We start from the raw sequence: 13,824 nt of genomic DNA, 5'->3' as shown, positions 1-13,824 counted from the left end.
ATAATGATGGAGTTAATGACTACACAGAAAACGGAGGTTCACCAGCAGGAGATGCCAACAGTGATGGTGTAGCAGATGGCCCAGATACAGATGGAGATGGTATTGTAGACACACAAGACAACACAGTAGGTTTTGGAGATGTAAATGCTAACCCAACAGCAGACTTTGATGGAGATGGACATCCAAACTATTTGGACTTAGATTCAGATAACGATGGATTATCAGATGTTATCGAATCAGGCAACGGAGCATTAGATGCAAACAACGATGGAGAAATAGACGGTGCTGATACAGATGGTGATGGTATTTCAAATGCAGTGGATGCTACAAATGGCTTTGGAGATGTTGATGCAGCAGATACACCAGTAAACACAGATACAACAGGTGGTGCAAACTACTTAGACATCGATGCGGACAATGATGGTATTCCAGATAACGTTGAAGCACAAAGTACAGCAGGATATGTTGCACCAAGTGGAGTAGATGCGAATAACAATGGTATTGATGATGTTTACGAAGGCGCTGGATACATTTCAGTACCAACAAACACAGATACTACAGATGCTCCTGATTATTTAGACAATGATTCAGATAATGATGGTGTTATCGATGGTATTGAAGCATGGGATACTAATGGTGATGGAGTAGCAAATCAAATAGCTACTGGTACTGATACTGACAATGACGGTTTAGATGATGGTTTTGAAGGTTCAAACGTGAATGATTATGATGTAAATGATGATGAAAATTCAGGTTCTTTATCTACTAACAACACAGATGGTGCTGCTTTACCAGATGACGTTGATTATAGAGATACAGATGACGATAACGATTCAGTAAATACAGAATTTGAATTAGATCCTTCAGGTAATGGAGGTGCTCCAGATGATACTGACGGAGATGGTACACCAGATTATTTAGATATCGATGATGATGAGGATTTAGTTGATACTGAATTTGAAAACCCAGATCCAAATGGAGATGGTAATCCAGCTGACGCTCAAGATACTGACGGAGATGGTACACCGGATTATTTAGATATTGATGATGATGAAGATTTAGTGGACACTGAATTTGAAAATCCAGATCCAAATGGAGACGGTAACCCAATCGACGCTCAAGATACAGATGGCGATGGAACACCAGACTACTTAGATGTAGATGATGATGAAGATTTAGTGGATACTGAATTTGAAAACCCAGATCCAAACGGAGACGGTAATCCAGCTGATGCTCAAGATACTGACGGCGATGGTACACCAGATTATTTAGACGTTGATGATGAAGGAGATTCAGTAAATACTGAATTTGAAAATCCAGATCCAAATGGAGACGGTGACCCTTCTGATGCACAAGATACAGATGGAGATGGTACGCCAGATTATTTAGATTTAGACGATGATGGTGATGGTATCCCAACTGCTGATGAAAATCCAGATCCAAATGGAGACGGTGATCCTTCTGATGCACAAGATACAGATGGAGACGGTACACCTGATTATTTAGATATGGATGATGATAATGATGGAATTATCGCTTCAGTTGAAGGTGGATTAACAGATACTGACGGTGATGGTTTACCAAATTATTTAGATCAAGATTCTGATGAAGATGGTATTCCAGATAATATTGAAGCTCAAACTTCTCAAGGATATGACAGCCCAGATGCTGATGCAAATAATGATGGTTTGGCAGATAATTATGGTAATGGATTAACACCTGTAGATACAGATAATGATGGTATTATCGATATGTTAGATAATGATTCAGATAATGATGGTATATTTGACCTATACGAATCTGGAAATATCTTATCAGGAAATGATTCGGATTTAGATGGTTTAGATGATGCTATTGACACAACTGTTGGATACGGAGATCCAAATGGAAATATTGTAACAACAGGAGATGTAATTTCTGACCTTCAAGATACGGATGGTGATGCATTAACAACTGGTGATTTCGATTACCGTGATGAAGATGATGATAACGACGGTTTAGATACTGCAGATGAGTTTGGAGATTCAGATGGTGATGGTAATCCTTCAGATGCTTTTGATTCAGACGGTGATGGTGTGGCAGATTATTTAGAATTCAATACTCATAACGGTACTGATGATCTAGAGATTTTCCAAATGGTAACCCCTAATGGTGATAATGATAATGATGTATTTGTAATTAAAAATATCGAAAGATTCCCAAATAATACTGTTGAAATATACAACAGATGGGGTGTATTAGTATACGAAGTTAAAGGTTACAACCCTTCTGAAGGAAGAGCTTTCAAAGGTATTTCTGAAGGTAGAGTTACCATTAACCAAAATTCTGAACTGCCTGTAGGAACTTACTTCTACATTGTTAGATATACTAATGGTACAACAGGTGAAAACAAAGAACAAGCAGGTTACTTATACATTAATAGATAAAATACTCTAATGGGGGAGCAATCCCCCTTTAGAAATTTAAAAATAGAACACTATGAAAAATCGTTTTTTAATTATATTACTTGGATTTTTTGCTATCTCAAGTTATGCTCAACAAGACGCGCAGTTTACACAGTACATGTACAACACTATCAATATTAACCCAGCTTATGCTGGTTCACGTGGTGTTTTAAGTGTATTTGGTTTACATAGAACGCAATGGGTTGGCTTAGACGGAGCTCCAACTACAAATACTTTCTCTATTAATACACCAGTTAATAATTCTAATTTTGGATTAGGTTTATCTGTTATTAATGACAGAATCGGACCTTCTGATGAAAATACCATCAGTGCAGACGTATCGTATTCTATCAAAACATCTGAAAACTTTAAATTATCTTTCGGGGTTAAAGGAACTGCTAACTTATTAAATATCGATTTTACTAAAGTTAGTAAATACAATCCTTATGATAACTTAGCGCAATTTAACGTAGATAATAAATTTTCACCTAATGTTGGAGCAGGTATTTATTACCATTCCAATAAAACCTATGTTGGTTTTTCTGTCCCTAATTTCTTAGAAACGGAACATTATAATAAAAGTTCAACTTCACCCTCAAATACGGTAGCTTCAGAAAGAATGCATTATCATTTTATTGCAGGACATGTTTTTGATATCAATGAAACGATTAAGTTTAAACCAGCAATTTTAACTAAATTAGTTCAAGGAACTCCATTACAAGTTGATGCTTCTGCAAACTTTTTATTCAACGAAAAGTTTGTTTTAGGTGCCGCTTATCGTTGGGATGCTGCAGCTAGTTTAATGGCCGGATTCCAAGTAAGTAAATCATGGTTTATTGGTTATGGTTACGATATGGAAACTACTAAACTTGCCAACTATAATTCTGGTTCTCATGAAATTTTCTTGAGATTTGAATTGTTCAATAACACTGAAAATATTGTATCTCCTAGATTCTTCTAAAAAATATATTATGAAAAGAATTTTATATAGCACGTTAATTGCCTTTGTTTCTTTCACTGCGTTAGCACAAGAAAAATCATTAAAAAAAGGGAATAAAGAATATGATAAATATGCTTATTTTGAAGCAAAAGATATTTATGAGAAAGTAGCCAATAAAGGTTACAAATCTGTAGATTTATTTCAAAAATTAGGAGATTCATATTATTTTAATGCCGATTTATTAACTGCAAATAAATGGTATAACGAACTTTTTGCAATGAACGAATCAGTAGATCCTGAATATCTATACCGTTATGCTCAAACTCTAAAAGCTGTAGGTGATATCAAAAAATCTGATGAATTTCTTCAAAAATTTTCCGTTGCTAAACCACAAGATACCCGTGCTGCAAAGTTTATGTCGTCTAAAGATTACATGGATGTAATAAAAGCAAATTCAGGTAGACATAATATTGAAAACGCAGGAATTAATTCTAAAGTAATGGATTTTGGCGCTGCATTCTTTAAAAATGAATTAGTTTTTACAAGTGCTAGAGATACAAGTGGTAGCAGAATTCATAGCTGGACAAACCAAGGTTTTACAACACTGTATTCTTCTGAAGTTAAAGAAGATGGTAGTTTGTCTTCTCCAGAAAAATTTTCTAAATCTATTACTACTAAAGTAAATGAATCCACCCCGGTTTTTACAAGTGATGGTAACACTATGTATTTTACTAGAAATAATTACAATAAAGGAAAAAAAGGTAAAGATGAAGCGGGTACTATTTTATTAAAAATTTATAAAGCTACTAATGAAAACGGAATTTGGTCTAACGTTACGGAATTACCCTTTAACAGTGATGTTTACAGTGTAGCGCACCCTGCTTTAAGTTCAGATGAAAAGTATTTGTATTTTTCTTCAAATATGCCAGGAACTAAAGGTGCTTCGGACTTATTTAAAGTAGAAATCAAATCTGATGGAAGTTTCGGTACTCCAATTAATTTGGGTGACGACATCAATACTGAGGCACGTGAAACTTTTCCTTTTATAGCTAAAGATGATGTGCTTTATTTTGCTTCAGATGGTCATTTAGGTTTGGGTGGTTTAGATGTTTTTGCTTCAAAAATTAATGCAGATGGAACAAACGGTAAACCTGTTAATATCGGTTCACCTATTAATAGTAATACAGACGATTTCGGTTATATCATTGATACACAAACAAAAATCGGATTCTTTACTTCAAACAGAACTGGGGGAGAAGGTTCAGATGATATTTATAAGTTTAAAGAAAATATCAAACTGTTAATTGAAAATATCGAAGCAGTAACAGGTATCATCATGGATGAAGAAACCAACGAAATTATTCCTAATACTGATGTAACTATCTTTAATGATAAAATGGAGGAAGTTGCTAAAGTGACAACCGATAAAGACGGAAGATATAATTTTGAAAAATTAGCACCAAATACTACCTATACGATCAGAGCTAAAGGTGTAGATGGTGAAGTTGCAGAAAGAGTTATAACTACTGGTAATACTGGAAAACCTACTGTAGCTAATATTCTAACTAAAACGAAAGTTAAGAAAGTTAAAGTAGGTGACGATTTAGCTAAAGCATTTAATATTGAAATTATTTATTTCGATCTAGATAAATCTTTCATTAGAAAAGATGCAGCTTTAGATTTAGCAAAAATCGTTGAAGTAATGAAACAAAACCCAACAATGAAGGTTGATGTAAGAAGCCATACTGATAGTCGTCAAACAACGCAATATAATGCCAACTTATCTGAAAGAAGAGCGCAAGCTACAATCGCTTGGATGGTAAAACAAGGTATTGCAAAAGATCGATTAACTGGAAAAGGTTATGGAGAAAGCCAATTAACTAATAAATGTTCAGATGATGTGCCTTGTACAGAAGAAGAACATCAAAAAAACAGAAGAAGTGAGTTTATTATTTTAGCGTTATAATTAAAATAGCAAACAAAAAACCCAGCTTATTTTAGCTGGGTTTTTTATTTGTATATGTTTATACTTGGTAAATATATTTCTATGCCAACACAAGTAAAAAAAACCAGCTTTATGCTGGTTTTTTTTATTCTATGGTAATTCTATTATTGAAAAGCTTGTTCTAAATCAGCAAGTAAGTCAGAAATGTCTTCTACTCCTACACTTAAACGTACTAAATCGTCTGTAATTCCAATTTCTTTGCGTTTTTCTTCTGGTATGGAAGCGTGTGTCATTAACGCTGGGTGATTGGCTAATGATTCTACACCACCTAAAGATTCGGCTAAAGTAAATACTTTTACTTTCTCTAACATTTTAATTGCATCTGCTTTTGCACCCGATTTGAATGTAAAAGAAACCATTCCTCCAAATCCACCAAGCATTTGTTTTTTGGCAATTTCATGATTAGGGTGACTTTCTAAACCTGGATAATATACTTTCTCTACTTTAGGATGATTTACCAAATATTCAGCCACTTTAGCGCCATTTTCACAATGTCTTTGTACGCGTAAATGTAAGGTTTTGATTCCCCTTAAAACCAAATAACTATCCATTGGTCCTAAAGTTCCACCTGTTGCAAATTGCGCAAAGTGTAATTTCTCTCCTAACGCTTCATCTTTTACAATTAAGGCACCCGCAATTACATCACTATGACCACCTAAATATTTAGTTGCTGAATGCATTACTATATCCGCACCTAAATCTAAAGGTTTTTGCAAATAAGGCGTAGCAAATGTATTGTCTACAGCAAAAAGTAAGTTGTGCTTTTTGGTTATTTTTGCAACTTCAGCTATATCCGCTAATTTCATTAACGGATTCGTAGGCGTTTCTACCCAAACTAATTTCGTATTTGTATTAATCAATGACTCCAATTTTTCTAAGTTCGTCATGTCTACAAAATGAAACTTTATTCCATATTCTTGATAAATTCGTGCAAACATTCTGTATGTTCCACCGTATAAATCGTCCATAGCAATCACTTCATCGCCAGGTTTTAATAGTTTCATTACAGAATCTGTTGCTGCTAAACCAGAAGCAAATGCTAATCCGCGAACACCATTTTCAATACTGGCTAAAGCTTGTTCTAAAGCGGTACGAGTTGGATTGGCAGCTCTACTGTATTCGTATTCTGCTAAAGGCACACCTGGACTCGTTTGTACAAATGTAGAAGTTTGATATACTGGTGGCATTACCGCTCCTGTACTTGGATCGTGATGCTGATTGCCGTGAATGACTTTGGTATTGAATTTCATCTTATTATTATATGTTAATCTATTATATTCCTTGTTGTTTGTCGCCTCGCAATTGACGATATTGTTTTCTGGCTTCTGTAAAATAAATACTATCAGGATGCTCTAAAACTATTTTTTCATAGCAACTTTTCGATTTTTCCAAATCGTTTAGCTGTTTTTTATAGATTTCTGCCGAATAAAATAAGGCTTCATCTGTATAAATTCCATCTTTATGATTATCTAAAATGTTCTGATAAAAACTTATTGCTTTTGCAAAATTACCTAATTTCTCATAATTTCTAGCCACTTTGTATAAAGTTCCTGCTTCTATACTTTGTCCTTTGTGTTTTTCTAAAATTTGTAAAAATGCCTCTAATGCTTCCTTTGGTTTGTTTTGATATTCTAATAAATCGGCTTTTGAAAAATCTTGTAACGCTACTTGAAGGGAATCTTCAGCCGAATTATCGCTTATTAACAAAAACAATTCTACGGCATCATTCGCAATGAGTTGTGTAGACGCTTGTTTCAGTTCCTTTGCTTGTTTCATGCTCCAATTGAAATCTTTTTTAAAGAAGCTGGTTTTTGCCATTCGCATACTGGCTTCGTGTGAAAACTCGTCGTTAGGCAAATCATTCTGAATTTGAGCATAATAAATAATCGCTTGATTAAATTTTTCATTAAACACTAAAACATCCGCCAATTCCATTTTTACTTTTGCTTTGTTTCTAATGTTCAAGGGCATTTCCATAGTTTGATCTAAAAGGGCTTTTGAATTTTCATAGTCGTTTTGATAAAACGCTCTGAAATGAGCCGCTAGTAATCTTAAATCTAAAGCATAAGGCGATTTACCATACTGATTTAACAGGTTGTCAAATTTGGCTTGTATTGCAGGATAATTTTCTGGTTTTGAATTTGCAATTTCGTTTTTCAAAAGAAAATAGTTGGCATTTAAAATAGTAGCTTCATCTGTGGTATTCTGTAGTATGAATTCAAAAATAGCTTGCGCGGTTTCATTGTCTTTTTCATTGACACAAATTTGCGCCAATTGAATAATATCATCAAACGATTCTGGATTCCTTTTGTAAATCGATTTTTCCTGAATAAAGGCTTTATTGTATTCTTTCTGATTCACATACAACCAACTCAAAAACTGATTCCAATAAATATCTTGTGTTTTTTGTGTTCGAAGTAAAAGTTCTTTTTTTAAGGCATTTCCAAACACATTTTCAGCATCATCTTGTAGGTATTGTGTGAATTGATTCTGTACATTTAAAGTAGCATTGTTGTTAGAATACGAATAATCTAATAGCTTAACCACCATTACTTCTAAATTTCCCATCTGACCTTGAAGTAAAGCCATTTGATAATCGAAATTCATTCCAGAATTGTTTTTCTGACCCATTTCATAAGTAGCATAAGCTTGTTGTAATAACGATTTTTGTTCAAAAGCTTGTCCAATTTGATACGCGTAATTTGGCTGATTCGCTACAGCATCGATAGCTTTTTTATAATAAGAATCGGCTTTGTTTTGTTCTTTCTGTAGTTGAGCGTTGTAACCTAATTCTACAAAATAATTGGGCTGATTAAACTTCTCTTTCTTGCTCAACAAAAATTTTTCAGCTTTTTCAAATTGATTTAATCCCTGATAACAACTGGCTAATTTTTGAGTAAAATAAAAATTATTAGGTTGTTTTTTTTCCATTTCCTCAAATAGAGAGGCCGCTTTATCAAATTCGCCTTTGTCAAAGTAATTTTGCGCCAATTGTTCGTTTTGAGCAACGGCAATTAGCGAGAAAATGAAAAACAGATATGTGAATAATTTTTTCATAATAATAAGCCACTAAATTAACAAAAATTAGTCAACTCTTTGCAAGGTTAGTAAATATTTAAGATTTATCCGAAATCTTGTCATGTTGAAAGCAGTTCTTGTGTTTCATTTTAAATACTGATTTGAATCATATTGTGTGTGACCTTTTAGCATCGACAAACTTTTTGAATGATTTTTTTGAGTTGAAATAATATCTTAAACTAAAAAAGCAACTCCTAAAAGTTGCTTTTTTTGTTAATCTAAACTTGTTTCAGATTCTCATTAAGAATAATTGGATTCCGAAACAAATTCGGAATGAAAAAACTAGTCAATAATATCAAATCCTGTATATCTTCTTAAAACTTCTGGAATTACGATTCCTTCTGGAGTTTGATAGTTTTCTAAAATTCCAGCTAATACTCTCGGTAATGCCAACGAACTTCCATTTAAGGTGTGTGCTAATTGGTTTTTACCATTTGCATCTTTATATCTTAGTTTTAATCGGTTCGCTTGGAACGTTTCGAAATTAGACACAGATGAAATTTCTAACCAACGGTCTTGCGCGGTTGAAAACACTTCGAAATCATAGGTCAAAGCTGAAGCGAAACTCATATCGCCACCACATAATCGTAAAATTCTGTAAGGTAATTTTAATTCTTTTAAAAGTTCTTTTACATGTTCTACCATCTCGTCTAGTGCAGCATAAGAGTTTTCTGGTTTTTCAACACGAACGATTTCTACTTTATCAAATTGGTGTAAACGATTTAATCCACGTACGTGAGCACCATATGAACCAGCTTCTCTTCGGAAACATGGTGTGTAACCTGTACATAAAATTGGCAAGTCGTTTTCTGCAATTAAATCGTCTCTAAAAATATTGGTTACCGGCACTTCTGCAGTCGGAATTAAATATAAATTATCTGTAGCGTCATGGTACATTTGTCCGTCTTTATCTGGCAATTGTCCTGTTCCGTATGCCGAAGCTTCATTAACTAAATGTGGTACTTGGAATTCTTTGTAACCGGCATCTGTATTTTTATCTAAAAAATATGAAATTAAAGCACGTTGTAATTTTGCCCCTTTTCCTTTGTAAACTGGGAAACCAGCGCCAGTGATTTTTACTCCTAATTCAAAATCAATGATGTCGTATTTTTTAGCTAATTCCCAGTGAGGTAAAGCACCTTCGTGTAATTTAGGAATTTCACCTTCTTCAAAAATATTCAAATTCTCTTCTGGTGTTTTTCCGAATGGAACAATTTCAGCAGGTAAATTCGGTAATTTGTATAATTCTTCTTGTAATTGGTTCGCAATTTCATGTAAATTTTCACTCAAAGATTTAGAGTTTTCTCTAATTTGAGTAGTTTTTTCCTTTAAGATTTCAGCTTTGGCTTTTTCGCCATTTTTCATCATTTCACCAATATCTTTGGATAGTTTATTAGATTCGGCTAACAAATTGTCTAATTCTGCTTGTGTACTTCTACGTTTTTCGTCTAATTCCACAACTAGTTCTACAATGGCTGTAGCATCGAAGTTTTTTTTCGCTAATCGCGTGATAACTTCCTCTTTGTTTTCTCTAATAAAATGTACTTGTAACATGATTGTTTATTTTTGGAAAGCAAATGTAAGGAATTGTTGTAAACTTTTAAGAATGCAAAAGGCACAATTGTTAATTTACAACGTATTGTCTATCAAATTTGTTGAAAATTAAATATTTTTACTTATTTTCGTGTTTTAATTTAAAAATAATGAAAAAAACTACCCAAATCCTACTATTGCTATTAACCTCTTTCTGTTTTTCTCAATCTGATGATTCTGAATTTAATAGAATGGTAGAATCCGAAATGAAAGCATCTTCTTCAAGTCTTAATGTTGAAGTTAACCCAAACACACAAAATTACGACATAACCTATCACGAATTACGTTTTACTGTCAACCCAAATACAACGACTCCCTATATAAGTGGTTCTGTTAAAACTACTTTTACTGCTTTATCGAATATGAACACGATCACTTTTGATATGGCGACACAATTAGTAGTTAGTTCTGTTACAATGAATAGTGTAAATTTAACTTTTTCGCAAAGTAATTACGAGTTAAATATTAATTTTCCATCTACAGTAACTTCAGGAACAAGTGCAACTGTAACTATTAATTATGCTGGTGCACCACCGCAGGCTGAAGGTGCTTTTACAAGAGGTACTCATTCTGGAACTCCTGTTATCTACACACTTTCAGAACCCTTTGGAGCTAGAGATTGGTGGCCATGTAAACAAGATTTAAACGATAAAATTAATAGTTTTGACATATACATTACCGCACCCTCAACCTATAACAGTGTATCTAACGGATTGCAAATGAGTAGAGTAGTAAGTGGTGCGAATGCAACTACACATTTTAGACATTTATACCCAATTCCAGCATATTTGATTGTTTTAAATGTTACAAATTATCAGATTTACGAACAGCAAGCAGGATTAGGTACTTTGCAAAGTCCCTTTTTTCCTGTTGTGAATTATTTATATCCAGAAAGTAATACTCCAACAGTTCAGACAGCATTAGGTGTAACGCCTACAATTATGAATTTATTTGAAACTTTATTAGAGCCTTATCCGTTTAGAAATGAAAAATACGGACATGTTCAGTTTGGTTTTGGAGGTGGGATGGAACACACAACCGTATCGTCAATGGGAAGTTTTGGAAGAGATTTAATTGCTCACGAATTAGCGCACCAGTGGTTTGGTGATAAAATAACTTGTGGAACTTGGAAAGATATTTGGTTAAATGAAGGTTTAACAGAATATATGTCTGGTTTAGTTAGAGAAAATTTAGACGGAGTAAGTAGTTTTATTGCTTGGAAAGATGGTAAAATTAATAGCATTACCTCTTCAACTTCAGGAGCAACATATTTAACAGATGCTGAAGCCTTAAATGTAAATAGAATTTTTAGCTCAAGATTATCATACAATAAGGGTTCAATGATTTCACATATGTTACGTTGGAAAATGGGAGATGTTGCATTTTTTCAAGCCTTAAAAAGTTATTTGGCTGATCCTGCACTAGCTTATGGTTATGCGGTTACAGCAAATTTTAAATCGCATGTGGAAGCTGCTTATGGGAATAGTTTAACAGAATTTTTTAACGATTGGTTGTTCAATCAAGGGTATCCAACTTATGCCGTTGAAGCACAAAATTGGGGAGCCGGACAAGCAAGAATTATTTTAAACCAAACCCAATCTCATCCAAGTGTATCTTTTTTTGAAATGCCTGTACAAATTAGATTGTTAGGAAGTAGCGGACAGACACACGATGTAGTTGTTAATCATACTTTTGACGGTGAAGAGTTTATCGTATCTGTTCCTTTTGTAGTTACGGGTGTGCTTTTTGATCCTAATAAACATATTGTTTCTAGAAACAACACAGCTACTTTAGGTAATGCTTCTTTCGATAGTAATAAAGCAGTGTCAGTTTATCCTGTTCCTGCTGAAAACGAATTAACGATTCAACTTCCAGATGATTTTACGTTGTATAAAGTTGAAATTTATAACAATTTAGGTCAGTTAATCGCTACTCAAAATACTAATGTGATTGCTACATCACAATTAGCAAGCGGGATTCATTTTTTAAAAATAGAAACATCAGAAGGTGTGTTTCATAAAAATTTCACAAAAAAATAAGCTAACCAAAAAATAATAGTAAAAAGTAAGGTGAAAACCTTACTTTTGCTTTTTAAATACAAATCGGAAATACAATGATTCAAGTTGCACAAATACTTTTTATATTATCAGTTTTAGTAATTCTTCATGAGTTTGGTCACTACCTAACAGCTAAAATGTTCAAAATGCGAGTAGAAAAATTTTACTTGTTTATGGATGTTGGTTTTTCTTTAATTAAAAAGAAAATTGGAGAAACAGAATGGGGAATTGGTTGGTTGCCTTTAGGTGGTTATGTTAAAATTTCTGGTATGATTGATGAAAGTATGGATGCTGATCAAATGAAACAAGAACCACAACCATGGGAGTTTCGTTCAAAACCAGCTTGGCAACGTTTAATTGTGATGTTGGGTGGTATTATTGTAAATATTTTATTAGCTATTTTTATTTATTCGTTAACATTTTCTACTACGGGTCAAAAAACAATTTCTACTGATAAAATTCAACAAAATGGATTAGCATTTGGTGAAGTTGGACACAAAGTTGGTTTTAAAAATGGAGATAAAATTATTTCAATTGACGGTAAAGAATATAAAGATTTTAAGTTTGTTTCTATGTCTGTTTTATTTGGCGATAAAGTCGAAATAGAAAGAGCTGGGAAGAAAATGGAAATCCAATTAACGGATGAAGAAAAAGGTGAAATCATCAAAAAAGAAGGAAAAGGTTTTGTTGGAGCTAGGTATCCAGTTACTAACTTTTTCGTAGATTCAATTGGAAAAAACAGTAATGGGATACTTCGTTTTGATGAGATTATTGGTGCAAACGACAAAAAATTCACTTATGTAGATGAGTTATTCGAAGTGCTTAGAAATAAAAATGCAGATTCAGTAAGTTTTTTAGTTAAAAGAGATAATAAAGAGTTTGTAGTTAAAACTAAAATTGATTCTACCGGAACCAAAGGTTTGTCATTAAAAAGCATATTGTTTTCTGAGAATTTTAACTTGAATAATGCCGTTGTTGGTGAGATGACAGAAGATTCTGAAGCAAAAAAATCTGGATTAGACTTTAATGATAAAATTCTTGAAATTAATAACAAGAAAATAAATGATTATAAAGATTTCAAAAAAGAACTATCACTTGTAAAACCTAATGGTTTAGTAAAAATTAAAATCGATAGAGATTCTAAAATTAGCGTAATCAACTCTAAAGTAAACAAAAAAGGTAGAATTGGAGTTGGATTAAAAGACAATACAGAAAGTGCATTTGTAGTTAGAAATAAAATGTCTCTAGGAAAAGCTATTCCAGAAGCTTGTGCTTTAACTTGGGATATGTTTAAATACAACATCAATTCTTTTAAATTGATACTTAGACCAAAAACAGGTGCTTATACACAAGTTAAAAGTCCAATTGGTATTGCCCGCCAACTACCAGATGCTTGGGATTGGGAATTTATTTGGAATTTTACAGCCTTGTTTTCAATTGGTTTAGCATTTATGAACTTATTGCCTATTCCAGGTTTAGATGGAGGTCATGCTTTATTTACGATTGTAGAGATGATCACAGGTAAGAAATTATCTGATAAAGCAGCAGGTTATGTACAAACTGGTGGTATGATTTTCCTGCTTTCATTGATGGCTTTAACCTTTGGAAAAGACATTTACCAATTGATTTTAGATAAATTGATAAATTAAAATAAAAAAGTGCTAAAATATTTTTGCTAAAATAAAAATTCAATTATATTTGCACTCG

8 protein-coding genes are annotated in these 13,824 nt (G+C 33.2%); 5 read left to right on the top strand and 3 right to left on the bottom strand.

The features are described 5' to 3' along the window. The 3 genes from G4D72_RS09985 to G4D72_RS09975 form a co-directional block, all read left to right on the top strand. A partial coding sequence (locus G4D72_RS09985) for a T9SS type B sorting domain-containing protein (RefSeq protein WP_166077541.1) occupies positions 1-2,426 on the top strand: 2,426 nt, incomplete at its 5' end. Between the two features lie 52 nt (positions 2,427-2,478). Then, the gene (locus G4D72_RS09980) at positions 2,479-3,405 is read left to right on the top strand and encodes a PorP/SprF family type IX secretion system membrane protein (protein WP_166077540.1); all 927 of its coding nucleotides are present in this window, start codon (positions 2,479-2,481) and stop codon (positions 3,403-3,405) included. 10 nt (positions 3,406-3,415) lie between these two features. Further along, the gene (locus tag G4D72_RS09975; protein WP_166077539.1) at positions 3,416-5,350 is read left to right on the top strand and encodes an OmpA family protein; all 1,935 of its coding nucleotides are present in this window, start codon (positions 3,416-3,418) and stop codon (positions 5,348-5,350) included. 143 nt (positions 5,351-5,493) lie between these two features. Here G4D72_RS09975 and G4D72_RS09970 read toward each other — a convergent pair whose 3' ends face one another. The 3 genes from G4D72_RS09970 to serS form a co-directional block, all read right to left on the bottom strand. Then, positions 5,494-6,639, bottom strand: a complete 1,146-nt coding sequence (locus G4D72_RS09970; RefSeq protein WP_166077538.1) for a cystathionine gamma-synthase — start codon at positions 6,637-6,639, stop codon at positions 5,494-5,496. Between the two features lie 22 nt (positions 6,640-6,661). Beyond that, entirely contained in the window at positions 6,662-8,446 is a 1,785-nt protein-coding gene (locus tag G4D72_RS09965; RefSeq protein WP_166077537.1) for a tetratricopeptide repeat protein, read from the bottom strand. A gap of 303 nt (positions 8,447-8,749) precedes the next feature. Continuing rightward, positions 8,750-10,021: a serine--tRNA ligase gene (gene serS, locus G4D72_RS09960; RefSeq protein ID WP_166077536.1), complete on the bottom strand. Its 1,272-nt coding sequence runs from the start codon at positions 10,019-10,021 to the stop codon at positions 8,750-8,752. Positions 10,022-10,170: 149 nt separating this feature from the next. Here serS and G4D72_RS09955 point away from each other — a divergent pair, with 149 nt between their 5' ends. Continuing rightward, entirely contained in the window at positions 10,171-12,099 is a 1,929-nt protein-coding gene (locus tag G4D72_RS09955; RefSeq protein ID WP_166077535.1) for a M1 family aminopeptidase, read from the top strand. 74 nt (positions 12,100-12,173) lie between these two features. After that, positions 12,174-13,766, top strand: a complete 1,593-nt coding sequence (locus G4D72_RS09950) for a site-2 protease family protein (protein WP_166077534.1) — start codon at positions 12,174-12,176, stop codon at positions 13,764-13,766. Positions 13,767-13,824: the final 58 nt, after the last annotated feature.

This window comes from Flavobacterium difficile, assembly GCF_011392115.1.
GTDB classification, from domain to species: domain Bacteria; phylum Bacteroidota; class Bacteroidia; order Flavobacteriales; family Flavobacteriaceae; genus Flavobacterium; species Flavobacterium difficile.
Note: the sequence above shows the minus strand (reverse complement) of the source record. Positions and strands in the feature narration are given on the sequence as shown.

What these genes read in the sequence shown, in the direction of transcription:
- G4D72_RS09965 (WP_166077537.1), bottom strand. Translation starts at nt 8,446, where the DNA reads ATGAAAAAATTATTCACATATCTGTTTTTCATTTTCTCGCTAATTGCC.
- serS (WP_166077536.1), bottom strand. Translation starts at nt 10,021, where the DNA reads ATGTTACAAGTACATTTTATTAGAGAAAACAAAGAGGAAGTTATCACG.
- G4D72_RS09955 (WP_166077535.1), top strand. Translation starts at nt 10,171, where the DNA reads ATGAAAAAAACTACCCAAATCCTACTATTGCTATTAACCTCTTTCTGT.
- G4D72_RS09950 (WP_166077534.1), top strand. Translation starts at nt 12,174, where the DNA reads ATGATTCAAGTTGCACAAATACTTTTTATATTATCAGTTTTAGTAATT.
- G4D72_RS09975 (WP_166077539.1), top strand. Translation starts at nt 3,416, where the DNA reads ATGAAAAGAATTTTATATAGCACGTTAATTGCCTTTGTTTCTTTCACT.
- G4D72_RS09980 (WP_166077540.1), top strand. Translation starts at nt 2,479, where the DNA reads ATGAAAAATCGTTTTTTAATTATATTACTTGGATTTTTTGCTATCTCA.
- G4D72_RS09970 (WP_166077538.1), bottom strand. Translation starts at nt 6,639, where the DNA reads ATGAAATTCAATACCAAAGTCATTCACGGCAATCAGCATCACGATCCA.